The sequence below is a fragment of the Marinobacter sp. NFXS11 genome, from assembly GCF_040148675.1.
Lineage (GTDB): Bacteria > Pseudomonadota > Gammaproteobacteria > Pseudomonadales > Oleiphilaceae > Marinobacter.
In genome coordinates this window covers 142,001-164,916 of sequence record NZ_JAGDDV010000003.1, presented here as the reverse complement: position 1 = coordinate 164,916, position 22,916 = coordinate 142,001, and the positions used below count along the sequence as shown (strand labels likewise).

Here is a 22,916-nt window from a genome sequence, read left to right as displayed (position 1 = left end):
GGGCATGACGTTGATATCGGATCTGTTCTGGGCCTATCTGGTTGCCATTACCTTGCTCACCATCACGCCCGGTGTGGATACCCTGCTGGTGATGCGTAATACCGGCCGGGGCGGATTGCGGGATGGTTGCGTGACCAGCGTCGGCATCTGTAGCGGCCTGTTCATTCATGCCACGCTCTCGGCGCTGGGCATTTCCCTTCTATTGGTGGAAACCGCCTGGGCATTCTCTGCATTGAAGTGGGCCGGTGCCTGCTATCTCGTGTGGCTGGGCATCGGTTCGTTGCGCCAGGCCCTTCGCCGGGGTGAGGCGCCCGCGACAAAGGCGGAAAAGGTTGCCCGCCGGAAGGTCGCGGTGGTGGTGTCGTTTCGGGAGGGTCTGCTGTCCAATGTTCTGAATCCGAAAACCGCGCTGTTCTACATGGCTTTGCTACCACAGTTTGTGGATCCGGCGGGTAACGCCTTTCAGCAGTCCCTGATGCTGGCCGGCGTGCATTTTCTGCTGGCAATGCTCTGGCAGTGTGGTCTGGCCTGGGTGGTGGTTACGTTTCGGAGTCTTGGTGTAAACGCGCGCGTGAAGCGAACGCTGAACGGCCTGACGGGAGGGTTTTTCGTGGCCATGGGCGCCAAGCTGGCCAGCACCTGACGCAATCACAGAACTTCAGGCAAAGAAAAGGGAAGCCTCGGCTTCCCTTTTTTGTTCCGGTTCCGGATGCTTACTTTTCCAGATACTGAAGCTTGTTCGGCTTGCCATCCCACTCTTCAGCGTCTGGCAGCGGATCTTTCTTTTCGGTGATGTTCGGCCATTTGGCGGCCAGATCGGCATTCAGCTCCACAAACTGGACCTGATCGGCCGGCAGCTCGTCTTCCGAGAAAATGGCTTCGGCCGGGCACTCTGGCTCGCACAGGGCACAGTCGATACATTCGTCCGGGTCGATTACCAGAAAGTTCGGTCCCTCGTAGAAGCAGTCTACCGGACAGACTTCCACGCAGTCTGTGTACTTACACTTGATGCAGTTATCAGTAACGATAAACGCCATAGTCAGATCCCTGGTCCAGTGGTCGGTCAGTCTCATCAGGAGCGCCGTCGGGCGCTACCGTTATATTTTGGTGCGCGATATTGTAGGGAGCGACCCGCACAGCCGCAAGCGTTCGACTGCTATAACCTTATTACACAGATCAATTCTTCGCTATTTCTTCATCAACGCCTTCAGTTCGTAAAGCTGATTCATGGCATCCCGGGGGGTTAGTCCGTCCAAGTCCAGGTCCTTAAGGGCATCCTCTACGGCACTGGGCTCAATGCTGGCGAACATATCGCCCTGGTAGACGGGTTCGCTAACCTGCGTTGCCGGTTTGGCGCGGGGCGTGTCTTTTTGAGGTTCGCCACCCGTGGCTGCCGGTACCTTGGGAGAGGCGGTGCCTTCCAGGTGGGAGAGCTGGGTTTTGGCGTTGCGGATCACATCCTGGGGCACGCCGGCGAGTTTGGCTACCTGAAGCCCGTAGCTCTGGCTCGCCGGGCCATCGTGCACATTGTGCAGGAACACGATGCTGTCATCGTGTTCGGTGGCTGTGAGGTGCACGTTGACGGCATGCTGCAACTCATCGGCCAGCTGGGTGAGCTCGAAATAGTGGGTGGCAAACAGAGTGTAGCAGCGGGTTTCCCTGGCCAGATGCTCCGCGGTGGCCCAGGCCAGTGACAGGCCGTCAAAGGTGCTGGTGCCACGGCCGACTTCGTCCATCAACACCAGGCTGTGCTCGGTGGCGTTGTGCAGGATGTTAGCGGTTTCTGTCATTTCCACCATGAAGGTGGAGCGGCCGCCAGCGATGTCGTCTGAGGAACCCATACGGGTGAAAATCCGGTCCACCGGGCCAATAACCGCGCGGTTGGCGGGCACGAAGCTGCCGGTATAGGCGAGCAGGGCAATCAATGCAGCCTGGCGCATGTAGGTGGACTTACCGCCCATGTTTGGGCCGGTAATAACCAGCATACGACGCTGGGTATCCATCAGAAGATCGTTGGGTACGAAGGGCTCATCCAGCAATTGCTCGACGACCGGGTGGCGGCCTTCTTCGATGTCAAAGCCCGGGGATTCGCTGAATTCCGGTGCTGAAAAACGCAGGGAGGTTGCCCGCTCGGCAAAATTGCTCAGCACATCCAGCTCCGCCAGTGCCTGAGCAGCATCCTGGAGCGGCGCCAGTTGACCGGCCACGGTTTCCAGCACTTCGTCGTACAGGCCTTTCTCACGTGCCAACGCCCGGCTCTTGGCACTCAGGGCCTTGTCTTCGAATTCCTTCAGTTCCGGCGTAATGAAACGCTCGGCATTCTTCAGGGTCTGGCGGCGAATGTAATCCACCGGCGCCTGATCGGACTGGGCCCGGCTGATTTCAATGTAGTAGCCGTGAACCCGGTTGTAACCCACCTTCAGGGTGCTGATGCCGGTGCGGTCCCGCTCCCGTGTCTCCACATCGAGCAGATACTGGCCTGCGTTCTCGCTGATGTTGCGAAGCTCGTCCAGCTCCTCGTCGAAGCCTTCCCGAATGACGCCGCCTTCGCGGATCACCACTGGCGGATTTTCGATAATGGAGCGCTCGAGAAGTTCCGCCAGTTCCGGGTATTCCCCGATGGTGGTGGCGAGTTTGACAATGTGATGCGAATTCACCGGTTTCAGGGTTTCCTGAAGATCCGGCAGTGCCTGAAACGCATCCCGCAGGCGGGCGAGGTCACGGGGACGGGCTGAGCGGAGGGCGACCCGGGCCAGGACCCGCTCAATGTCGCCGACGGCTTTAAGAAGATCGTGTACCGGTTCGTAGTGAAACCCGTCGAGCAGCGCGGACACTGCCTGCTGACGCTGCTGGACGATGTCCACATCCCGCAGTGGGCGGTTCAGCCAGCGCCGAAGCTCGCGCCCGCCCATGGACGTTGCGGTGCGGTCCATGACCCAGGCCAGAGTGTACTGGTGCCCGCCCATCAAGTTGGTGTCGATCTCCAGATTGCGTCGGCTGGCGGCATCCATTATCACCGCTTCATCCCGACGCTCGCGGGTCAGCTTGCGAATATGGGGCAGGGCGGTGCGCTGGGTTTCCTTCGCGTACTGCAGCAGGCAGCCGGCAGCACAAACGGCGAGGTTCAGGTCCTCGCAGCCAAAACCGGTGAGGTCCCGCACCTGCAGCTGCTGGGTGATCACGCGGCGAGCGGTATCGGATTCGAACAGCCAGGGGCCCTGGCGCCGAATTCCGGTAAAGCCCTCCAGAACTTCCTGGTAAGGAAAATCTTCGCTGATCAGGATTTCCGCCGGGCGTACCCGCTGGAGCTCCCCTTGCAGGGCTTCAAGGTTTTCCAGCTCGGAGACGGCAAAGCGGCCGCTGGAGATATCGAGCGAGGCAAAACCGAACTGTTCCCGGTGGTTATAAATGGCCACCAACAGGTTGTCCCGGCGGTCTTCCAGGTAGGCATCGTCACTCAGGGTTCCTGGTGTGACAATCCTTACCACCTGCCGGTCGACAGGTCCCTTGCTGGTTGCCGGGTCACCAATCTGCTCGCAGATGGCGATGGATTGACCTGCCCGAACCAGCCGGGCAATGTAGCCCTCAGAGGAGTGATAGGGGATGCCGGCCATAGGGATCGGATTGCCGCCTGATTGGCCCCGGGCGGTGAGGGTAATATCCATCAGCTCGGCCGCTTTCTTGGCGTCTTCGTAAAAAAGCTCATAGAAATCCCCCATGCGGTAGAACACGAGTTCGTTGGGGTGCTGACCCTTGATCTTCAGGTACTGCTGCATCATGGGGGTGTGCTTGGAAAGATCGGTCTGAGCTGCTGACATGAACGGGTCCGGGTAGCCTTGCTTTGGATGAAGGCGTGAATTGTAAGAAAATAACCGCCGTGATGAAACGAAGGAGGTCATTATGCTGGCCAGCGATCAGGAATTGGAAGAGGCAGGCAACCGTCTCGGTGAACGACTGCTGGGAACCGGCCGTACAGTTGCTACAGCGGAGAGTTGCACTGGCGGCTGGGTTGCCAAGGTACTGACCGACCGGGCCGGGTCCTCGGCTTATGTGCTGGGTGGCCTGGTCACCTACAGCAATGAGGCCAAGCAGGGGCTTCTGGGCGTAACCCGGAAATCGCTGGATGAACACGGTGCGGTCAGCGAACCGGTGGTACGGGAAATGGTTGCCGGTGCCCTGGTGGCCACAGATGCTGACGTTGCCGTTGCGATCAGTGGTGTGGCAGGGCCCGGCGGTGGCAGCGAGGACAAGCCTGTGGGCACCGTCTGGTTTGCCTGGGGCAGCAGTCCGGCCTCCACCGTGGCAGTGGTAAAGCACTTTGGGGGCGATCGTGATCAGGTTCGCCGGCAGGCCGTTCTTTTTGCCCTTCAAGGGGTTAACGATTTTGTGGGCGAAGTCTGACGGCTTTCACATCCGGAGGGGTTGGTCTCTTCTGCGGGTTATGTTTTAATACTGTTCAAATATACAGGGAATTGGCTGTTCAAGCTGTACGGATTCCCGATTCACTATTTCGCTGCCAGCCTTTTCCTGAGGGTGGCGGCCCAGGCGACAGAGGGTTTGCACTGATGGAAGACAACCGCAAGAAAGCATTGAGCGCAGCACTTGGACAGATTGAGCGCCAGTTTGGCAAGGGCGCCGTCATGAAAATGGGCGATCATCCTCGCGAAGCCATTCCTGCGGTCTCCACCGGTTCCCTCGGCCTGGACGTTGCCCTGGGTATTGGCGGTCTTCCATATGGTCGAATTTGCGAAATCTACGGTCCGGAAAGTTCCGGTAAGACGACGCTCACCCTCCAGGTAATTGCCGAAGCACAAAAAGCCGGCAAAACCTGCGCATTTGTGGATGCCGAGCACGCGCTCGATCCGGTTTACGCCGAAAAGCTGGGCGTCAATGTGGACGACCTTCTGGTGTCCCAGCCGGATACCGGTGAGCAGGCCCTGGAAATTGCCGACATGCTGGTTCGTTCCAATGCGGTAGACGTGATCATCGTGGACTCCGTGGCGGCCTTGACCCCGAAAGCGGAAATCGAGGGTGAAATGGGCGACAGCCACGTTGGTCTGCAGGCGCGACTGATGTCCCAGGCGCTTCGCAAGCTGACCGGTAATGTCAAACACGCTAACTGCCTGATGATTTTCATCAACCAGATCCGTATGAAAATCGGGGTTATGTTTGGCTCGCCCGAAACCACCACCGGTGGTAACGCGCTGAAATTCTACTCCTCCGTTCGCCTTGATATCCGCCGCATTGGTGCCGTAAAAGACGGTGACGAAGTGGTCGGTAACGAGACCCGCGTGAAAGTGGTCAAGAACAAAGTATCGCCGCCGTTCAAGCAGGCCGAGTTCCAGATTATGTACGGCAAGGGCATCTACCACATGGCCGAAGTCCTGGATATGGGCGTCAAGGAAGGCTTTGTCGACAAATCCGGGGCCTGGTACGCCTACAATGGCGACAAGATCGGCCAGGGCAAGGCCAACGCCTGCAAGTTCCTGGAAGAAAACATGGACATTGCCAACGAAATCGAAGCCAAGGTTCGGGACAAATTGATGCCCAAGCCTGAACCGAAGAAAGACGCTAAAGAAGAGCCCGCAGAAGCCAACGGCGAGCTGCTCTAAGCTTGATGTAGGGAGGACGTATGGATGACATGAAGAAACTTTTGATTGTTGCCCATGCGCCTTCCCCGAACACCCTCCGCCTACGAGAAGCTGTGGAGGAGGGGGCCCGCCATGAAGACATCGAAAACGTTGAAGTAACCGTTCTGGCACCGTTGGATGCCGGTCCCGACGACGTGCTTGCCTGCGACGCCATCATTCTCGGTACCACTGAGAATCTCGGGTATATGAGCGGTGCCCTGAAGGACTTCTTCGATCGAAGCTACTATCCCTGCCTTGAGAAAACCCAGGGGTTGCCGTTTGCCTACTATATCCGCGCTGGACATGACGGCACCGGTACCAATCGGGCCATCGAGAGCATTACCACGGGGCTACGCTGGAAATTGATGCAGGAACCCCTGATCTGCAGGGGCGAGTATCGGGATGAGTTTCAGGAGCAGTGCCGTGAACTGGGGATGTATGTGGCCGCCAGCCTTGACGCCGGTCTGGCGTGAGACTTCAGGGCTGCCTCAACTGGCGAACCGGTTGTAAAAGCCTTCAATCCGCGACAGGGCATTGTCTACTGTGCGTGAGTACCCTTTCTTGTCCAGGCAGTAACTGAATTGGACGCTGACGCGATAGCCGGTCTGGAAGGGCTGGCACTCCACGACCCGGGCACAAACCCGCGATTCGCTGATGTACTTGCCGTCAAAATCCATGAACAGACGGGCGCCCGGTTCTACTGGCCTGGGGCAAAGTACTGCCATTCCGTAACGGTTGAGGTCCAGGCAGGTAACCGGCGTGGGGTGTTTGCCACGACCAAAGAAGCCACGTTCCCGGAGCTGGACCTTCAGGCAGGAGGCGGGGTAACGATCCTTGATTCTGCGCTCTGCGGAATCACTGGTCATACGCTGGCGTCCGTTGCGTGCATTGTCTTTATGGTTGGGAGAAGAAGTGTAGTTCCGGAAAGGCTGGTTGAAAAATGAGCGGCGGCGGAATTGTGAACTGCCTAACAAAATCCCGCGCACTGTGCGCAACTCCAGAAATCTTCGTGCTGAACGCGACAGAGCCGACCGCAGAATCTACAATGACCGGCCAATGTGTTAACCGTTACAGGACCAAACCTTGAAGTCACTGCCTCTGCACCAGCTTTACAAAGCCTGTGTTCTGAAAGATCTGCCGTTCAAAACCACCAAGCAACTGGAGCCCCTGGCTGAAATCGTTGGCCAGAACCGTGCCCAGGAGGCTGTGCGTTTTGCTCTGGCAATGCCCCATGGCGGTTACAACGTCTATGCCGTTGGCCGTAATGGCCTGGGTAAGCGCACCATGATGCTGCGTTACCTCGAGCATCATGTGGATACGGATCAGCAGAGCCATGACTGGTGCTACGTGGCCAACTTCGAGGAGCCGCGCATTCCGAAGCTGTTGCAGCTCCCGGCCGGGAAGGGTACCCAGCTCAAACAGGATATGGAAAAGCTGATGAGTCGCCTGGTCAAGGTTATTCCACAGACCTTTGACAGCGACAGCTTTCTTGAGCGCTCCGAACAGTTGAAAAACGAATACGGCAAAAAGCAGGAAGACGAGCTGGAGAAGGTTGCGGCCCAGGCCAAGCGCAAAAAAGTCAGCCTCACTGTGACAACCCCGGGCGGTTATCGGTTGGTGGCCATGAATGGCGACGAACCCCACACTGCGGAATCTTTCCAGGCCCTGACCGATGAGCAGCGCGACAAGTTCGAAGATGCCATCAACAAGCTTGAGAAAAAGCTCCGGCAGGCGCTTCGCAAACTGGCGGACTGGGAGCAGGAATACGCTGATAAACAGCAAGCCCTGAACCAGGAGACCCTCGAGAGTATCTCAGGCCATCAGATCGATGAGCTGATCGAGAAATACAAGGATCTGCCGGACGTGGTCGCCTTCTTTGAAGCGGTTCGGGCGGACCTGGTTGAAAATCTCGAGATCTTCCTCGATGACAACGAGGAGCAGGCAGCGATTGCGTATGCGTCCCTCGACAAGAAGATGCCCCGCCGTTACCTCGTCAATGTTCTGGTGCATCAGAAAACCAACGAAGTGCCGATGGTGGTGGAGGATAACCCCACCTACCACAACCTGTTCGGTTACGTTGAGAACGTCACCTACAAGGGCACCGTGTTCACGGATTTCTCCCTGATTCGCCCGGGCAGCCTGCACAGGGCCAACGGTGGCTATCTGTTGATGGACGCCATCAAGGTTCTGGAGCAACCGTTCGTATGGGATGGCCTCAAGCGTGCTTTGCGTTCGAAGTCCATACAGATAAATTCCCTGGAACGGGAACTGACGCTGTCCGGAACCATCTCAATTGAACCAGAATCGGTGCCCCTGGACGTCAAGATTGTTCTGTTCGGCGACCGTGAAACCTGGATGTTGTTGCAGGAATACGATTCCGAATTCGCCGAGCTGTTTCGAGTCACGGCGGATTTCGAGAACGAAATGTACCGGTCCGATGACAGTCAGCTGCTATATGCCAAGTTCATCGCCAGCCTGGTGAGCGAGAAGAAGCTGCTTCACTGTTCGAACAAGGCGGTTGCCCGGGTGATTGAACACAGTGCCCGTATGGCCGAGCATCAGGATCGACTGTCCCTGCATGCGGCCGATATTGCCAACCTGCTGCGGGAATCCGATTTCTGGGCCCGTCAGGCCGGTGCCAAGCTGATCCAGGACCTGCACGTTGAGCGCGCGCTGGAAAGCGCGAAATACCGCAGCAGCCGGATCCGGGATCAGTTCTATGATTCCATCCGTGACGGCACAACGCTCGTAACTACAAGTGGCAAGTGCGTTGGCCAGGTTAATGCACTCTCGGTGCTGTCCACGGGTGGATTTGAGTTCGGTCTTTCCAACCGTGTCACCGCTACCTGCTATTATGGAGATGGCGCGGTCATGGATATTGAGCGAGATGTAAAGCTTGGCGGCAATCTGCACTCCAAGGGCGTGATGATTCTGAGCTCCTGGCTAGCCTCCCATTTTGCGGTTAACGATCCGATGCACCTGTCGGCCAGTCTGACCTTCGAGCAGAACTACGGTGAAGTGGACGGAGACAGTGCCTCACTGGCAGAACTGTGCGCGTTGATTTCGTCCCTATCCGGTATACCGGTTCGGCAGGATCTTGCGATTACGGGGTCGGTCAACCAGTTTGGTGAGGTTCAGCCCATTGGGGGCGTGAATGAAAAAGTGGAAGGCTTTTTTACCACCTGCCAGCTCAAGGGTGGGCTTTCAGGCAGCCAGGGGGTCATTGTGCCATCCACCAATGTGCAAAACCTGATGCTTGACAGCGAAGTGGTGCAGGCAGTGCGCGGGGGGCAGTTTGCGGTGTACGCGGTCGCCCGTGTAGAAGAGGCCATCACGCTGCTGCTTGGAAAGCCTGCGGGCAAGGCCGATGACAAAGGCAGGTACCCGAAGCAGAGCGTTTTTGGCATTATCCAGCAACGGCTAGAAAAAATGCGGGAACACGAGCGCCAGGAACATGCCCGTGACGACCATAAAGACCCGTCAATTCACTGACCGGCGATCATAAGAAAACGGACAGGAGAGAACACACCCATGACTGATATCCAGCAAACCGTGTACGTTGTTGAGGACGATGAGGCAGTCCGCGATTCCCTGGAGCTGCTGCTGAAATCCGACGGCAAGCCGGTAAAGACCTATGAGAGTGCAACCGCTTTCCTGAAGGACTATTCCGACAAGATGGCAGGCTGCATTGTGCTGGATATTCGCATGCCGGGCATGGACGGTATGGAGCTCCAGAAAAAGCTCAATGAAAAACACTCCATATTGCCGATTATCTTTGTGACGGGCCACGGTGACGTTCCCATGGCCGTCGACGCCATGAAAGAGGGCGCTGTGGACTTCATCCAGAAGCCCTACCGTGAGGAGGCACTGCTGGAGAAAATTGAGGCAGCCCTCAAACAGGACCTTGAGCAGCGCAAGTCTCTGGACGAGAAGCAGGAGATCATTCGCCGCATCAAGAGCCTGACCCCTCGGGAACACGAGATCATGGACCGGATGATTGCCGGCCAGGCCAACAAGGTGATTGCCATTGAGCTGGAAATCAGCCAGCGCACGGTAGAGATCCACCGTTCCCGCGTTATGCACAAGATGGGAACCCATTCCCTGGCACATCTCGTTCGTATGGTCCTGTCCGTAAAGGACCTTATCGACGCAGGGTGATCCCGGCGGCATCATACGGTTACTTTTCTAACCGGCCCGACATTTATGACTGAAGCTGTCAGCGAGAACTCGGAGGTGACGGTTCTGCTCGTGGATGACAATCCGCAGAACCTCAAAGTCCTCTATGAGACCCTGAAAGACAAAGGTTACCGGCTACTCATTGCCAACGAGGGCGAAAAGGCCCTCGACCTTGCCCACCGCCATCAGCCCGAAGTGATTCTCCTCGATATCATGATGCCGGAGATGGACGGCTATGAAGTCTGCAAGCGCCTCAAGGCCGCCCCGCAGACGGCAGACTGTGCCGTCGTCTTTTTGTCTGCGCTGGACGACCTGCAGGCAAAAGTGAAGGGCTTTTCACTTGGAGGTGCCGACTACATCTCCAAGCCGTTTCAGTCCCAGGAAGTGATCGCTCGCGTAAAAACCCACGCCAGCGTTATTCGCCTTGAAAGAGAGTTGCAGGCCCGCAACCGGGAGCTGCAAAGTGATCAGGCCCGGATTCTGAACTCGATCAGCGAAGGCATTTACGGCCTCGATGAGAACGGCATTATTGAATTTGCCAATCCGGCGGCTGCATCAATTGTTGGCTGCCCGGTGGAAGAGCTGATTGGTCGTGATTTCTTCGAAACCCACTTCGCGACTGCCGGTGACAATCCGGACGGACTGCCGGTGAAGGCGACCTGTCAGCAGGGTGTGGCCGAGAACCAGCGGGATATACGAATGCTAAGGGCCGACGGAACCGGCTTTCCGGCGGAGTACCGCTCAACCCCGAAACTGGACTCTGACGAGCTTCACGGTGCCGTTGTTGTATTCCGGGATATCACCGCCGAACTGGACAATGAAAAGGCGCTGGAGGATGCCCGGCAACTGGTTCAGGAACAGCGCGACCAGCTTGCACATACCTCGCGCCTGACCACCATGGGTGAAATGGCCGCCGGCGTTGCCCATGAGGTGAACCAGCCGCTGACCGCCATCACCAATTATGCCCGGGTCGCCAAGCGGATGATGGCAAAGGAAAGCCCTGATATGGGGCTGCTCCAGGAGACCCTCGACAAGATCGAGGCACAGTCCCATCGCGCCAGTGAAATCATCCGACGCATTCGTCGATTCATGAAAAAACCGGCGACGGGCAAGGAAGTACTGTCTGTGCCCGCGTTGCTGGAAGACACCCGGCAGTTTGCCGAGGTGGATATGCGTAACAACAAGGGCGCCATTGAGCTGTCCGTGCCTGAGAACATGCCTGAGGTTCTGGCCGATCCGGTTCAGGTACAGCAGGTCGCCCTGAATCTGATTCGCAACGCTCTGGAAGCGACCAGCAGTATTGATTCCAGCGCGCCGGTAGAAGTGAGTGCCAGTGTGCAGGGTGACACCTGTGTTCGAATCCAGGTGCGGGACCATGGCATCGGCCTGTCGGAAGATGCCGAAGAGAAACTGTTCCTGCCGTTCTTCACGACCAAGGACGAAGGGATGGGCATTGGCCTTTCAACCTGCCGTTCCCTCATGCAGGCGCAGGGTGGCGACATCGGTTTCGAGCGGCCGGAAGGCGGTGGTGCCTGTTTCTATTTCACGTTGCCCGTTGCCGGCGCCCAGGGTTCCCCCTGCGCACCGGATGGCAAGCCCTCCTAGAGCCAGTCGATGCGCCCGGTCAGATGAGGCGCATCGCCTTTGGCATTCAAAACCTGATAGTCCCAGCCCGTTTCTCCCGTTTGCCAGTTAAGTTGGGCTGTGCCGGGTAGAAACAGCGGCTTCTTGAACTGACAACTGACGCTCAGAGCGCCACTTTGCCAGCCTTCCTGTTGCTCCAGCAGTGCGAGTGCGTGGGCTTTGGTCCACATGCCGTGGGCGATTGCCCGTGGAAAGCCGAACGCTTTGGCGCTCAGGGCATGCATGTGGATCGGGTTGCTGTCGCCGGATACCCGGGCGTATTGCCGGCCAATCGATTCGGGTGCCTTGAAGTTTTCGGTGTTCGGATAACGTTCCAGCTCTGGAGGTGCTTTTTTGCCGGACGACTTGCTCTCGCCATCCGGTTGTCGGAACAGCGTCGTGCTCGCTTCTTCCCAGGCCAGTTTGCCAGCCGAGCGAGCCTCGGTGATGAGATCAAACTCCACACCCCGGTCACTTTTCACGGTATTCCCCAGTCGTACAGATAAATCCAGGTTCTCCCCGGTGCCGATCGGCCGGTGCTGGGTAATGGTGTTTCGCAGGTGCACCAGGCCCAGCAGCGGCAGGGGGAAGGCCTTCTCGGTGAGCAGTTTCAGGTGCAGTGGAAAAGCCAGCACATGGGGCCAGGTAACGGGCAGATGACTGCCTGCCGCGAAGCCACAGACCTGCTGGTAGCGCTTGAGGTTCTTGCCGGCAGTACTGACGCCAAGCAGGCTGGCAGACAACTCCGGGATGCTGACGTCACCGCCGGTTTGCTTTTGTTTCGGCAGCAGTGTTCTGCCATACATGGGCAATAAAGCGGGTGGTGTCGTGTGGTAAACGAGGGTCTCTGGCATGGATATTCTCCTTTATAGCCTCGACCGGAAATGCCGGCGCTGCCTGAGTAAAAGCGTAGTAGCAGAGGATATGCTTTTTTTTACATTTTGGTACAACTCGGCGTTCGTGGCCTGATATGCTCTAATATAAGACGATTGTCTAACAGGGTGCCTTTTCCGGGCCCTCTGGATCTGACAAACCTCTGGAGTGTGGCAAACCCTGCCAGATCAGGCATTGACCTGGCGAGCCCCGGCGACTGTCCGGCCGGCCAAAGTAGACGTCAACAAATAAGAAAACGGGATCTTATGCAGGAACTTCGTGACGCGGGAGTGATGTTGCGCCTGATTTATGAGGCGATGAAAAAGAAGGGAATCGATACCAACGCGATTTTCAGCCGTCTGGGTGTGGATGAAAATTACGTTTATACCGAACAGCTTCGAACTCCCCACAGTGCGCAGATGTACTTCTGGCAGGCTGTTGAGGATGTTTCCGGCGATCCGGATGTTGGCCTGCATCTGGGACAGTTGCTGCCAGCGTATAAGGGGCAGGTGCTGGAATACCTCTTTCTGAGCAGCCCAACATTCGGCGAGGGCCTGCGTCGGGCCCAGAACTATCAGCGTTTGCTGAGTGATGCTGCAAACACCGATTTCTTCATTGAGGGCGACGATGCCTGCATGGTCCTGGATGCAGCGTCTGATGATGTGCGTCGTTTACGGCATTTCAATGAATGTTTCGTGCTGGGGTTGATTACCTTTTTCCGCTCCATCACCGATGGCAACTTTTACCCCTCACGCATTGAGTTCGAGCATGAGCGTTCCGAGGGTCAGGATCATGTCCGCGAGGTGCTGGGGTGTGACGTCACCTTCGGTGCGCCGGAAAACCGGCTGTACTTCCCGGTCAAGCTGCTGTCACATGCCTCGCCGCATGCCGAGCCGGAGCTGCTGGATCTGCACGAGCGGTTTGCCAGCGAACAGGTTGCCCGGTTGGAGAAGAAAGACATCGTTGGTCAGGTGGAGCGCATTGTCGCAGAGCTCCTCGATAGTGGAGAGGTCACCCTCGATGCCGTGGCCGAGCGGCTCGGCATCAAGCCGAGGACCCTGCGTACCCGGCTGACAGAGGCCGAGACCAGTTTCAATCAGGTACTCGCGGATTTTCGCTATCGCCTGGCCCGTCAGTTGCTGGCAACCACCGATGAATCCATTGATGAGATTGTCTACCTGACCGGCTTTTCTGAGCCCAGCACTTTTTATCGCGCATTCAAACGCTGGTCCGGAATGACGCCTATCGAATACCGCAAAACCGCCCAGGGCAAGGACGCCATGGTCGATGCCATGTAACAGAACGCTTTTTCTGAAAATATTTAAGAAAAAGCGTTGACATAACAGGGCGCCTCTTTATAATGCGCCCTCGTTGTCACAGAGCAATCACACCCTTGATTGCCAAGCCTTTTCGAGGCGAGCTGTGATGACCCGCACGGAGCGGTAGTTCAGTTGGTTAGAATACCGGCCTGTCACGCCGGGGGTCGCGGGTTCGAGTCCCGTCCGCTCCGCCATTTTTACCCCTTGTTTTACCTTTCACGTTACCCGAATTTTCCAGTTGGCTTGCTGCCAACGCAAACCTTCATTGTCATCGTTCTGTCATTGAGTGCTTCTAGGCTATTTCTGAAAATTCAGAAATCAGGAAGGCTGTGATGCGGGATTACGAAGAAGAGTTGATTGAAAACCAGTTCGAAGAATATGAAGACGATGATGGCTGGGACGACGCCATGGAGTTATAGGCAAGGGATGAAACCATCACCGATGTCACCCATGTCTGATCTGCTTTCGGTGTTCCCCGGGGCTTAGATTGAACCAGCGCCGGTAGGCCTTGTGAAAGGCCGCAGGATTGGCAAACCCCAAAAGCCAGGCAATCTCCGCCAGTGATGTCTCTGTCTCCCGAATATAATCCCGCGCCAACTGTTTTCGCGTTTCATCCACCAGTTCCCTGAATCCGGTGCCCTCGGCGGCCAGTTGTCTCTGCAGCGTCCATGGCGCAACCCCCAGTTTAACTGCAATGGTTTCCAGGCTGGGTGTCTCGCCCCGAAACAGGGGCGTGAGGAGGTTTTTTACCCGGTCGCCCGTGGTCCACCCCCGTCGTATCTGCTGAAGTTCCCGTTCGCAGAGATCGGAAAGCCTTTCATGCATGGCCGGCTGAGCCTGCTGGCTGGTGCTTTCCCAAATATCCTGCCGCACGGCAAGGCTGTTCTTCGAAGCCCCAAACTGCACGGGGCAGCGAAACCAGCTCTCGAACAAATCATCCTGGCCGATTGATCGGTATTCGATAGTGACCTTCTCCAGAACGTCGTAACGGCCTGTAACGGTCCGGAGAAACTGGGTCCACGCAGCAAGAACGGAGTCCACCACGAAGTAGTTGAAGCCGTTATAGGGGCGAATCGAGTAGAACTTTGCTTGCCGGGTTTCCGGTTGGACAGTTGGAACGCCGCGGCTATTGCGGCTGGTTAGCAGAGCGTAGCGAATCAGAGTGGAGAGTGCCGCGCCAGCGGTGCCGGCGGTTTCTCCGGCCAGCCCTGCAATACCCGCGTCGACAGGGCGTGATAGCGCTCCCATCCTCAGCCCGAGAGTCGGGTTTCCGGTCTCGTTGATCGCGGCATGCCCCAGGCGCATGAACCGCGGGATGCTGATGCGCGCTTCCGGTGATGTCAGGGTCTGATGGTCAAGCTGGAAACGGGATGCCAGTTCTGCGCTGCTGGCGCCTTCGGCTTCGGCGGCCCGCAAAAGAGCCGACACATAGAGAACACTGATGTCCCCGAGTGAGTTTCGGTTTTTTGACGGGCTGGAGAGGTGGGCGTTCATTGAAGCCTTTGTCTGACATGTTATGCAAAGATAATAAAATGTTATCCCTGGATATTGTCGATCGCAAGATGCGCGGGTAGTTTAAGGCTCAACAATGAACGGAGCCCTGTCATTTACAGGCGTTCCGCCCAAGATCACGATGAGGAGAGCAAACATGACCGCGAGCACGACGCCAGGCGTTGCCAAGTACCCGAACCTGCTTGAGCCACTGGACCTTGGTTTTACCAAACTGCGTAACCGCACCCTGATGGGCTCCATGCACACCGGCCTGGAAGAGGCCAAAAATGGCTTCGAACGCCTTGCGGCATTCTATGCAGAGCGTGCCCGAGGCGGTGCTGGCCTGATCGTGACTGGCGGTATTGCTCCGAATGTGGAAGGGGGCGTTTTCCAGCACGCCGCCAAGATGACCACCGAAGAGGAAGTCGAGAAGCACAGGGTCATTACCGATGCGGTGCATGGAGCTGATGGCAAGATCTGCATGCAGATCCTCCACGCTGGCCGCTACGCCTATTCTCCGGAGCTGGTGGCACCCTCGGCCATTCAGGCGCCAATCAATCCGTTCAAGCCCCGGGAACTGGATGAAGACGGCATCGAGAAGCAGATCCAGGACTATGCGGAGTGCGCCGCACTTGCACAAAGCGCCGGTTATGACGGCGTTGAAGTGATGGGGTCAGAGGGTTACTTCATTAACCAGTTCATTGTGTCTCACACCAACCATCGGACTGACCGTTGGGGTGGCAGTTACGAAAACCGCATTCGTCTGCCCATCGAAATCGTTCGCCGGGTTCGTGAACGAGTGGGCGAGAACTTTATCCTGATTTACCGCCTGTCCATGCTGGATCTGATTGAAGACGGCAGTACCTGGGAAGAGGTGGTGCATCTGGCCAAGGAAATCGAGAAGGCGGGTGCAACCATCATCAATACGGGTATTGGCTGGCATGAGGCCCGCGTACCTACCATTGCCACCTCAGTTCCCCGGGGCGCATTTACCAAGGTGACCGCGCGCCTGAAAGGTGAAGTGAGCATTCCTCTGGTCACCACCAACCGGATTAACATGCCGGACGTGGCCGAGAAGATTCTGGCCGAGGGCGATGCCGATATGGTGTCCATGGCCCGGCCGTTCCTCGCAGACGCCGATCTGGTTCTAAAGGCGGCGGAGGATCGCGCGGAGGAGATCAACACCTGCATCGGCTGTAATCAGGCCTGTCTTGATCACACCTTCAGCGGCAAGCTGACGTCCTGCCTGGTCAATCCCCGCGCCTGTCATGAAACCGAGTTGACCTACGTGAAGACTGCGAAGCCGAAATCCATCGCGGTGGTTGGTGCCGGCCCGGCAGGACTGGCTTTCGCTTCCGTGGCGGCAGAGCGTGGCCATAAGGTGACATTGTTTGACGCCGGCAGTGAGATTGGTGGCCAGTTCAACGTTGCCAAGCTGATTCCGGGCAAGGAAGAGTTTTACGAGACGTTGCGCTATTTCCGGGTGATGCTCGACAAGCATCAGGTCGATGTACGCCTGAACACCCGGGTTAGCGCTGATGACCTGAAAGCCGGTGGCTTTGACGAAGTGGTTCTGGCCACGGGCGTAAAGCCGCGTACGCCGGAAATCGAGGGTATCGATCATCCCAAAGTGATCGGTTATCTGGACGCGCTGCTGGAGCGCAAGCCGGTTGGCCAGAGAGTGGCCGTGATCGGTGCCGGCGGTATCGGTTTCGATGTCTCCGAGTTTATCGTCCACAAGGGCACGTCGGCTGCTTTGGATACCGATCACTTCATGCGGGAGTGGGGTGTGGATCTCAGTGTTGATCATCGTGGTGGCATCCAGGGCGTTGAGCCGCAGGTACCGGAGCCGGCCCGGGAAGTCTATCTGCTTCAGCGCAAGGCCTCGAAAGTGGGTAAGAACCTGGGCAAGACCACCGGCTGGATTCACCGGACTTCCCTGAAAAACCGTCAGGTTCAGATGGTGCCCGGTGTGACCTATCGTAAAATCGATGATGAGGGGCTGCATATAACGGTCACGCCGAAAGGCGCAGAGCAGGGCGAAAATCGTGTGCTGCCCGTGGATACCATTATCGTCTGCGCGGGCCAGGAGCCGCTGCGCGAACTGCAAAGCGAACTCGAGGCAGCGGGCCTGCCAGTTCACCTGATTGGTGGCTCGGATGTGGCGGCTGAACTCGATGCCAAGCGGGCCATCGACCAGGGGAGTCGTCTGGCGGCAGAGCTCTAAGCGCTAACACGATCACAAATCGTTGCAGTTTTTCCCTGTGCAGAAACGATTGTCTGGCTAGACTAATAGCTTTGAGTCTGTCGAGTCGTTGAACTTTGGAGAACGTGCAATGGTGTCTGCCGACCAGGCAACCGATGGTTATTCGGCGGTATTTTTTGTGGAAGGAAGCCAGGTGGCTCGCGAAATGCGGGCCACGGAATTCGGCGCTTTCCTGGATGGCTACGTTGGGCTGTCCGATCTTGCCGAAACCGATGTCAGGGCTGTTCTGGTTGAGTTGAGTCCCGATCTTCGGGTTCAGGCACTCGTGTTCTTCCGAATCTGGTTTGATGAGGAGGGCAGGGCAGACAGTCACTGGAACCTGCCGATTGAAGAGCTCGCCAGGCAAGGCGCCAAGGGGCCGGACATGGGCGGTGGTCCGATCCGGCTGGTTTGCCGGAGCCAATGCCCCGATCCCAAGTTCAAGGAGGATCTTTGGGACCCGGACATGACCCCGGGTAATAATCATTTCCAGGCCATTCGCAAGGCAGTAGAGGCCAATAGCCTTAAATTCCGCAAAGTTGAGCCGGTACAGGAAGAGAATATTCCGGTTCTGAGTGAGCAGGCAGAAGATTCTTCGGAGCGCGAAGAGGCCGCAGCCGCCGCCGACCGTTCCCGCCTGGCGCAGTTGATTCGTGAGCAACGCCTGCGGATCAAGACCCTCCAGAGTGTCCACCGCGATGCGCTTTCGGATATCCAGCGAGAGCACCGGCTGGAGGTTCAGGGGTTGCGCCGTGATATTGCGGATCTCGAGCAGAAATACGAACGCCAACGCCTCAGCAATGAGCAGCTCAAGAAGCGGCTTTCCGAAAGAAACGAGCAATACCTTTCCATGCAGGAGCAGATGGCCGCTGTAGGTGAGGAGAAACAGCGGGAGGATTCAAACGCGGGTGCCGAGCTCCTGCTCCTCAGGGAGCAACTTGAGCGGCGTCAGCGGGAGCTCGAGCTGAGAGACGAGAAGATTGTCGCCCTCGAGGAAGAGAACCACGAGCTGAGAAACCGCGAACCTCCGGAAGACTCCATCATGGACCACCTGCAGCGCCAGGCGGTGTTCCTGGTGGCCTACCAGCCAGGCGTCGGTCACATAACGTTGCCCTTCAAGGACATTGAGACCTACTTCAGTAACCCCACCGCCTATGCTGCGGAACGCTGCGGCATGAATGAGCCTGCCTATCGTGAATGGCTGGATCACTATGAAAATCCTGTGTGCACCCACAAGGGCAACGATGGCAAACCCTGTGACGAGCCAATCCTGCGGGTAAGCCAGCCCTCGGAATTCCGCCCGGGCGTTGATGATCGGTGCGAGAAACACCAGGCCTGAGGTTGGAACTTTTTCAGTATCGGGGTGACTTTCGTTAAACTGTACGCCAGATTGTCACCGGGGTAACGGTTTCGTTGGTCCCCGCCGCATCCCGACATCACAGGAAACTTCATGGATCAGTTCAGGAACATTGGTGTAATCGGCCGAATGGGCAGTGTGAAAGTGGTTGAATCACTGCGCCAGCTCAAACAGTACCTGATCACCAACAATTACCACGTCATTCTTGAAGAAGACACAGCCAGCATGCTGCCAGGGCATGGCCTGCAGGTGGCCAGCAAAAAGCTTCTGGGCGAAATTTGTGATCTGGTCATCGTGGTTGGCGGGGATGGCAGCCTTCTGGGCGCCGCCCGGGAGCTGGCCAAGTCCAAGATACCTCTGCTTGGGGTGAACCGTGGCCGGTTGGGCTTTTTGACTGACATTTCGCCGTCCGATCTTGAGGAGCGCCTGGGCAAGGTCCTGGAAGGCGAATACATGGAAGAGACGCGGTTCCTGCTGGATGGCAATGTTGAGCGCAACGGCCAGCCCCTGGGGTTTGGTACGGCCCTGAACGATGTCGTTCTGCACCCGGGCAAGTCCACCCGAATGATTGGCTTCGACCTCTTCATTGACGGCCATTTCGTGTACAGCCAGCGTTCGGATGGCCTGATTGTCTCCACGCCGACCGGGTCTACCGCCTATTCGCTGTCTGCCGGCGGCCCGATCATGCACCCGAAGCTGGACGCCATTGTTCTGGTGCCCATGTTTCCCCACACTCTCAGTAGCCGGCCGATCGTTGTCGATGGCAAGAGTGAGATCAAACTGGTGATCGGGGAGACCAATGAAACCTATCCGCAAATCAGCTTTGACGGCCAGATGAACATTGCCTGCGCGCCTGGCGATATCATTCGCATTACCAAAAAGCCGTTCAAGATCCGGTTGATTCACCCCACAGACCATAATTTCTACGCCACCTGCCGTGACAAGCTTGGCTGGGCTAGTGAAATATCAGCGAGTTGATCATGGCTGCTACAAAATCGACCGCAAACCGCGGTTACGACATCATTGGCGACATTCACGGCTGTGCCAATACCCTGGCCAGATTGCTGGACCAGATGGGGTATCGGAAGATCAACGGGGTCTACCAGCACCCCCGTCGTCAGGCGATCTTCATTGGCGATATTATTGATCGTGGCCCACGCATCCGTGAAGCCCTGCACCTTGTGCGCGATATGGTGGAACATGGTTCGGCCCGAATTGTCATGGGCAACCATGAGTACAATGCCCTGGGTTACTGTACGCGGGCGCGCCCGGGCAGCGGAAAAACCTTCCTGCGTGAGCACAACGCGCGTCACGACCGCCTGATCCGCGAGACTCTCGAGCAGTTCGAAGCGCACCCCTACGAGTGGAACGAGTTTCTCGAGTGGTTCTACACCATACCGCTGTTCATCGACGACGAGGATTTCCGCGTTGTGCACGCGTGTTGGGATGGCGACCTGATCGAGAAATTCAAGCAGTCGCAAGGTGGTGCGTGCATTGATGAGGATTTCCTGCACGCCTCTGCTGCCATCGAGTCTTTTGCCGGGCAGGTCATGGATACCCTTCTGAGGGGGACGGATCTGCGGCTCCCCCGGGGAATGACCATCACCGGTCGGGATGGCTATGTGCGCGAGTTTTTCCGAACCAAGTTCTGGGCCGACGACCCTCATACCTATGCCGATGTTGTCTTCCAGCCGGACCCGTTGCCACCGGAAGTGGCAAGCCGGGTATTGACGGAAAACGAGCGGAAACAGCTGATCAGTTATCCTCTTGATGCGCCCCCGGTCTTTGTCGGGCATTACTGGATGGAAGGCGAACCGGCGCCGCTCAGATCCAATGTCGCGTGCATCGATTACAGTGCCGTGAAGTACGGGCGGTTGGTCGCTTATCGAATGGATGGTGAGCGGGCACTTTCCCGGGACAAATTTGTCTGGGTTGATGTGGAAAGACCGGAGCAATCGGACTATCCCACCAGCGAGGACAGTCTTGCACGCTAGACCGAGCGTTGTGGCTGAATCATTTCCGGAGGCGGAGTAAGCGGTGTACCGAGTCAAGCAGTTGGATACCACGGTAAACCTGGCCGGCTTCAGCCGTTGGCTGAACGGTCAGGGTGTGACCCACCGCATCACGGAAGAGGGCGGGTTCCAGGTGCTCTGGCTGGAAGATCCTGCCCATGCCGAACCCGTGCTCTCGGCCCTGGACCGTTTTATGGCGGAACCGGAAATCAGGGAAGCGGTGGATCGCCAGAACAGTTCGCCGGTGTTTGTTGGTGGCCGCTGGCAACCTTCACCGCGTCATGCGCCGCTGGTGCTGGGGATTATCGTGTTTGCTGTAGCCATGGTCTGGCTCACGGCCATGGGGCAGAATGAGCTGGCGGCCAGCCTGATGGTGATCGACCCCCGGGATTACGACTGGAGCACCATGGCTGGCCGCATTGAAGCGCTGACAGCGACGCTGGCAAGCGGCCAGGTCTGGCGGCTGCTGACGCCGGATTTTCTGCACTTCAGCTGGACCCACATCATTTTTAATTCGGTCATGCTCTGGTTTCTGGGTAGCCAGATCGAGTGGTTTGATGGTCGCGCCCGGCTCATCACGCTGTTTGTGATCACCAGTCTGATTTCCAACGGCCTGCAGTATTTTGTCTCAGGCCCGCTGTTCGGTGGGCTATCGGGCGTGGTTTATGGGATTCTGGGCTATTGCTGGCTCAGCCAGCGATCGGCACCGAGGTTTCAGTTTCCACCTGCGTTGGTAACCTTTGCCGTTGCGTGGATGGTCATCGGGTTTACCCCGCTGCCGGAAATGATCGGGCTCGGGCGTATGGCCAACGAGGCGCACCTGGGCGGTTTTGTTGCCGGCCTGGCCCTTGCGGTGGTTTGGCCCGAAAGAGGCAGAAGGGGAACATAAAAAAGCCCCGCCAGAGGCGGGGCGTTAAAAGAGCTTTTAGCTCCTGATGAGAGAGACCAAATGATACGACCGTCGTCATTTGGCGAAGTAATGATAATCATTATCGTTTGATTCTGTCAAACGGTTCCGCCATATTTTTAATGAACGTTTTTTCAGGAGAGCGGGATGACCTACGAAGAACTGATCGAGCGACTGGATCCCAATGTCTACCGGAGCCTCCGGCAGTCAATTGAACTCGGCAAATGGCCTGATGGACGCAAACTGACGCCCGAACAGCGTGAAATCAGCCTGGAGGCGGTGATCTACTACGAGAACCTTCACAGCATTCCCGAAGAAGAGCGTACTGGTTACCTTGATCGGGGCAGCAAAGCCGGTACCGCCTGCGATCCCTCGGTGCAGCGCAAGCAGGATAAAGACGATATGGACCCCAGCCAGTTTGTCGAGGTCAAGTCTTGAGCGAACTGATTGATGTAACCGGCCGGCTCCGGAAAATGCCGGCGGAGGCCGGAAACCCGGTGGCCTATTCCATTGCCGTTGGCGATACCCGTATCCCTCTGAATGATCTGATCGGCAGGCCTTTGCGCCTGGATTTTGATGGCGTGATTCGCTGTATTCATTGCGACAGGAAAACCAACAAAAGCTTTAATCAGGGATTTTGTTACCCCTGTTTCCGCAAGCTTGCCGCTTGTGACAGTTGCATCATGAGTCCGGAGAAGTGCCACTATCATCTTGGTACCTGCCGTGAGCCCGAGTGGGGTGAAACCCATTGCATGGTGGAGCATGTGGTGTACCTTGCGAACTCGTCGGGTCTCAAGGTTGGTATTACCCGGGCATCCCAGGTGCCAACACGGTGGATTGACCAGGGTGCTGTTGACGCTATCCCGATGGCGCGAGTTGCAACGCGATACCTCGCAGGCCTTGTGGAAGTTGCCTGTAAGGCTCACGTCGCCGATCGGACCAACTGGCGGGCTATGCTCAAGGGTGATGTCCCGGAACTCGATCTGGTGGATGAGCGGCAGCGGATGCTTGGGCTGATTGCCGAAGACCTTGAGGCGCTCAGGCAGACCCACGGTCGGGACGCCATTCGGGAAGTTGACGAGCAGGGGCTTGGCCTGAGCTATCCTGTCCAGGTCTGGCCAGCCAAGATTAAAACCCATAACCTCGACAAATCGCCGGAAGTCGAAGGCGTACTTGAGGGCATCAAGGGGCAGTACCTTATTCTGGATACCGGTGTGATCAATATTCGGAAGTTCACCGGTTATGAAGTCCGCTTCCGGGTCATGGAAGGCTGAGAGCGCCTT

20 protein-coding genes and 1 tRNA gene are annotated in these 22,916 nt (G+C 57.2%); 16 read left to right on the top strand and 5 right to left on the bottom strand.

All coding sequences use genetic code 11. The features are described 5' to 3' along the window. Positions 1–4 precede the first annotated feature (4 nt). The gene (locus J3362_RS16430; protein WP_349521169.1) at positions 5–643 is read left to right on the top strand and encodes a LysE family translocator; all 639 of its coding nucleotides are present in this window, start codon (positions 5–7) and stop codon (positions 641–643) included. 70 nt (positions 644–713) lie between these two features. Here J3362_RS16430 and fdxA read toward each other — a convergent pair whose 3' ends face one another. Both fdxA and mutS read right to left on the bottom strand, forming a co-directional pair. After that, positions 714–1,037: a ferredoxin FdxA gene (fdxA, locus tag J3362_RS16425; RefSeq protein WP_008170541.1), complete on the bottom strand. Its 324-nt coding sequence runs from the start codon at positions 1,035–1,037 to the stop codon at positions 714–716. Positions 1,038–1,187: 150 nt separating this feature from the next. Further along, positions 1,188–3,818, bottom strand: coding sequence for a DNA mismatch repair protein MutS (gene mutS / locus J3362_RS16420; protein ID WP_349521167.1), 2,631 nt, complete (start codon positions 3,816–3,818; stop codon positions 1,188–1,190). Positions 3,819–3,900: 82 nt separating this feature from the next. Here mutS and pncC point away from each other — a divergent pair, with 82 nt between their 5' ends. From pncC to J3362_RS16405, 3 genes are all read left to right on the top strand, one after another. Further along, on the top strand, positions 3,901–4,401 hold the full coding sequence (pncC, locus tag J3362_RS16415; RefSeq protein ID WP_349521165.1) for a nicotinamide-nucleotide amidase: 501 nt from the start codon (positions 3,901–3,903) through the stop codon (positions 4,399–4,401). A 164-nt stretch (positions 4,402–4,565) separates the two neighbouring features. Beyond that, on the top strand, positions 4,566–5,612 hold the full coding sequence (gene recA / locus J3362_RS16410; RefSeq protein WP_349521163.1) for a recombinase RecA: 1,047 nt from the start codon (positions 4,566–4,568) through the stop codon (positions 5,610–5,612). A gap of 20 nt (positions 5,613–5,632) precedes the next feature. Next, positions 5,633–6,103 carry a flavodoxin family protein gene (locus J3362_RS16405; RefSeq protein WP_349521161.1) on the top strand — a complete coding sequence of 157 codons (471 nt, stop codon included), beginning with the start codon at positions 5,633–5,635 and terminating at the stop codon, positions 6,101–6,103. A gap of 15 nt (positions 6,104–6,118) precedes the next feature. On the opposite strand, the gene J3362_RS16400 is transcribed toward J3362_RS16405, so the two are convergent. Next, positions 6,119–6,496, bottom strand: coding sequence for a PilZ domain-containing protein (locus J3362_RS16400; protein ID WP_349521159.1), 378 nt, complete (start codon positions 6,494–6,496; stop codon positions 6,119–6,121). Positions 6,497–6,713: 217 nt separating this feature from the next. Here J3362_RS16400 and J3362_RS16395 point away from each other — a divergent pair, with 217 nt between their 5' ends. From J3362_RS16395 to J3362_RS16385, 3 genes are read left to right on the top strand one after another with little or no spacing between them, the layout of a single operon-like run. Continuing rightward, a complete protein-coding gene (locus J3362_RS16395) occupies positions 6,714–9,122 on the top strand; it encodes an AAA family ATPase (protein WP_349521157.1) in 2,409 nt (802 codons plus the stop codon). A gap of 39 nt (positions 9,123–9,161) precedes the next feature. Beyond that, on the top strand, positions 9,162–9,788 hold the full coding sequence (fixJ, locus tag J3362_RS16390) for a response regulator FixJ (protein ID WP_008170525.1): 627 nt from the start codon (positions 9,162–9,164) through the stop codon (positions 9,786–9,788). Positions 9,789–9,833: 45 nt separating this feature from the next. Beyond that, entirely contained in the window at positions 9,834–11,411 is a 1,578-nt protein-coding gene (locus J3362_RS16385; RefSeq protein WP_349521155.1) for an ATP-binding response regulator, read from the top strand. Here the strand turns inward: J3362_RS16385 and J3362_RS16380 are convergent. Further along, positions 11,408–12,283 (bottom strand): MaoC family dehydratase, encoded by an 876-nt coding sequence (locus J3362_RS16380; protein WP_349521153.1) that lies wholly within the window; start codon positions 12,281–12,283, stop codon positions 11,408–11,410. The two genes, J3362_RS16385 and J3362_RS16380, sit on opposite strands and share 4 nt — an antisense overlap. Positions 12,284–12,568: 285 nt before the next feature. Here J3362_RS16380 and J3362_RS16375 point away from each other — a divergent pair, with 285 nt between their 5' ends. Together J3362_RS16375 and J3362_RS16370 are read left to right on the top strand one after the other, a co-directional pair. After that, positions 12,569–13,600 (top strand): AraC family transcriptional regulator, encoded by a 1,032-nt coding sequence (locus tag J3362_RS16375; RefSeq protein WP_349521152.1) that lies wholly within the window; start codon positions 12,569–12,571, stop codon positions 13,598–13,600. 138 nt (positions 13,601–13,738) lie between these two features. Next, a tRNA-Asp gene (locus J3362_RS16370) sits at positions 13,739–13,815 on the top strand. A gap of 250 nt (positions 13,816–14,065) precedes the next feature. On the opposite strand, the gene J3362_RS16365 is transcribed toward J3362_RS16370, so the two are convergent. Beyond that, positions 14,066–15,115 (bottom strand): AraC family transcriptional regulator, encoded by a 1,050-nt coding sequence (locus tag J3362_RS16365; RefSeq protein WP_349521150.1) that lies wholly within the window; start codon positions 15,113–15,115, stop codon positions 14,066–14,068. 154 nt (positions 15,116–15,269) lie between these two features. On the opposite strand from J3362_RS16365, the gene J3362_RS16360 reads away from it, so the two are divergent. The 7 genes from J3362_RS16360 to J3362_RS16330 all read left to right on the top strand — a co-directional run bounded on the left by J3362_RS16360 (position 15,270) and on the right by J3362_RS16330 (position 22,907). Continuing rightward, complete coding sequence (locus tag J3362_RS16360; RefSeq protein ID WP_349521148.1) at positions 15,270–17,339, top strand: oxidoreductase; 2,070 nt, start codon at positions 15,270–15,272, stop codon at positions 17,337–17,339. Positions 17,340–17,448: 109 nt separating this feature from the next. Continuing rightward, the gene (locus tag J3362_RS16355) at positions 17,449–18,696 is read left to right on the top strand and encodes a DNA repair protein (RefSeq protein ID WP_349521147.1); all 1,248 of its coding nucleotides are present in this window, start codon (positions 17,449–17,451) and stop codon (positions 18,694–18,696) included. Positions 18,697–18,807: 111 nt separating this feature from the next. Further along, the gene (locus tag J3362_RS16350) at positions 18,808–19,692 is read left to right on the top strand and encodes an NAD(+) kinase (protein ID WP_008170512.1); all 885 of its coding nucleotides are present in this window, start codon (positions 18,808–18,810) and stop codon (positions 19,690–19,692) included. Between the two features lie 2 nt (positions 19,693–19,694). Next, positions 19,695–20,708 carry a metallophosphoesterase gene (locus J3362_RS16345; RefSeq protein ID WP_349521146.1) on the top strand — a complete coding sequence of 338 codons (1,014 nt, stop codon included), beginning with the start codon at positions 19,695–19,697 and terminating at the stop codon, positions 20,706–20,708. A gap of 43 nt (positions 20,709–20,751) precedes the next feature. Continuing rightward, positions 20,752–21,615, top strand: a complete 864-nt coding sequence (locus J3362_RS16340) for a rhomboid family intramembrane serine protease (RefSeq protein ID WP_349521145.1) — start codon at positions 20,752–20,754, stop codon at positions 21,613–21,615. Positions 21,616–21,780: 165 nt separating this feature from the next. After that, on the top strand, positions 21,781–22,071 hold the full coding sequence (locus J3362_RS16335; protein WP_349521143.1) for a YeaC family protein: 291 nt from the start codon (positions 21,781–21,783) through the stop codon (positions 22,069–22,071). Beyond that, the gene (locus tag J3362_RS16330; protein ID WP_349521141.1) at positions 22,068–22,907 is read left to right on the top strand and encodes a DUF2797 domain-containing protein; all 840 of its coding nucleotides are present in this window, start codon (positions 22,068–22,070) and stop codon (positions 22,905–22,907) included. Before J3362_RS16335 ends, J3362_RS16330 begins: the two co-directional genes overlap by 4 nt. Positions 22,908–22,916 lie beyond the last annotated feature (9 nt).

Excerpts from the sequence above, each read along its gene's own strand:
- fixJ (WP_008170525.1), top strand. The coding sequence starts at position 9,162 with ATGACTGATATCCAGCAAACCGTGTACGTTGTTGAGGACGATGAGGCA.
- J3362_RS16345 (WP_349521146.1), top strand. The coding sequence starts at position 19,695 with ATGGCTGCTACAAAATCGACCGCAAACCGCGGTTACGACATCATTGGC.
- J3362_RS16335 (WP_349521143.1), top strand. The coding sequence starts at position 21,781 with ATGACCTACGAAGAACTGATCGAGCGACTGGATCCCAATGTCTACCGG.
- J3362_RS16350 (WP_008170512.1), top strand. The coding sequence starts at position 18,808 with ATGGATCAGTTCAGGAACATTGGTGTAATCGGCCGAATGGGCAGTGTG.
- J3362_RS16375 (WP_349521152.1), top strand. The coding sequence starts at position 12,569 with ATGCAGGAACTTCGTGACGCGGGAGTGATGTTGCGCCTGATTTATGAG.
- J3362_RS16430 (WP_349521169.1), top strand. The coding sequence starts at position 5 with ATGACGTTGATATCGGATCTGTTCTGGGCCTATCTGGTTGCCATTACC.
- J3362_RS16365 (WP_349521150.1), bottom strand. The coding sequence starts at position 15,115 with ATGAACGCCCACCTCTCCAGCCCGTCAAAAAACCGAAACTCACTCGGG.
- recA (WP_349521163.1), top strand. The coding sequence starts at position 4,566 with ATGGAAGACAACCGCAAGAAAGCATTGAGCGCAGCACTTGGACAGATT.
- J3362_RS16400 (WP_349521159.1), bottom strand. The coding sequence starts at position 6,496 with ATGACCAGTGATTCCGCAGAGCGCAGAATCAAGGATCGTTACCCCGCC.
- J3362_RS16360 (WP_349521148.1), top strand. The coding sequence starts at position 15,270 with ATGACCGCGAGCACGACGCCAGGCGTTGCCAAGTACCCGAACCTGCTT.
- J3362_RS16355 (WP_349521147.1), top strand. The coding sequence starts at position 17,449 with ATGGTGTCTGCCGACCAGGCAACCGATGGTTATTCGGCGGTATTTTTT.
- mutS (WP_349521167.1), bottom strand. The coding sequence starts at position 3,818 with ATGTCAGCAGCTCAGACCGATCTTTCCAAGCACACCCCCATGATGCAG.
- J3362_RS16385 (WP_349521155.1), top strand. The coding sequence starts at position 9,834 with ATGACTGAAGCTGTCAGCGAGAACTCGGAGGTGACGGTTCTGCTCGTG.
- pncC (WP_349521165.1), top strand. The coding sequence starts at position 3,901 with ATGCTGGCCAGCGATCAGGAATTGGAAGAGGCAGGCAACCGTCTCGGT.
- J3362_RS16380 (WP_349521153.1), bottom strand. The coding sequence starts at position 12,283 with ATGCCAGAGACCCTCGTTTACCACACGACACCACCCGCTTTATTGCCC.
- J3362_RS16405 (WP_349521161.1), top strand. The coding sequence starts at position 5,633 with ATGGATGACATGAAGAAACTTTTGATTGTTGCCCATGCGCCTTCCCCG.
- fdxA (WP_008170541.1), bottom strand. The coding sequence starts at position 1,037 with ATGGCGTTTATCGTTACTGATAACTGCATCAAGTGTAAGTACACAGAC.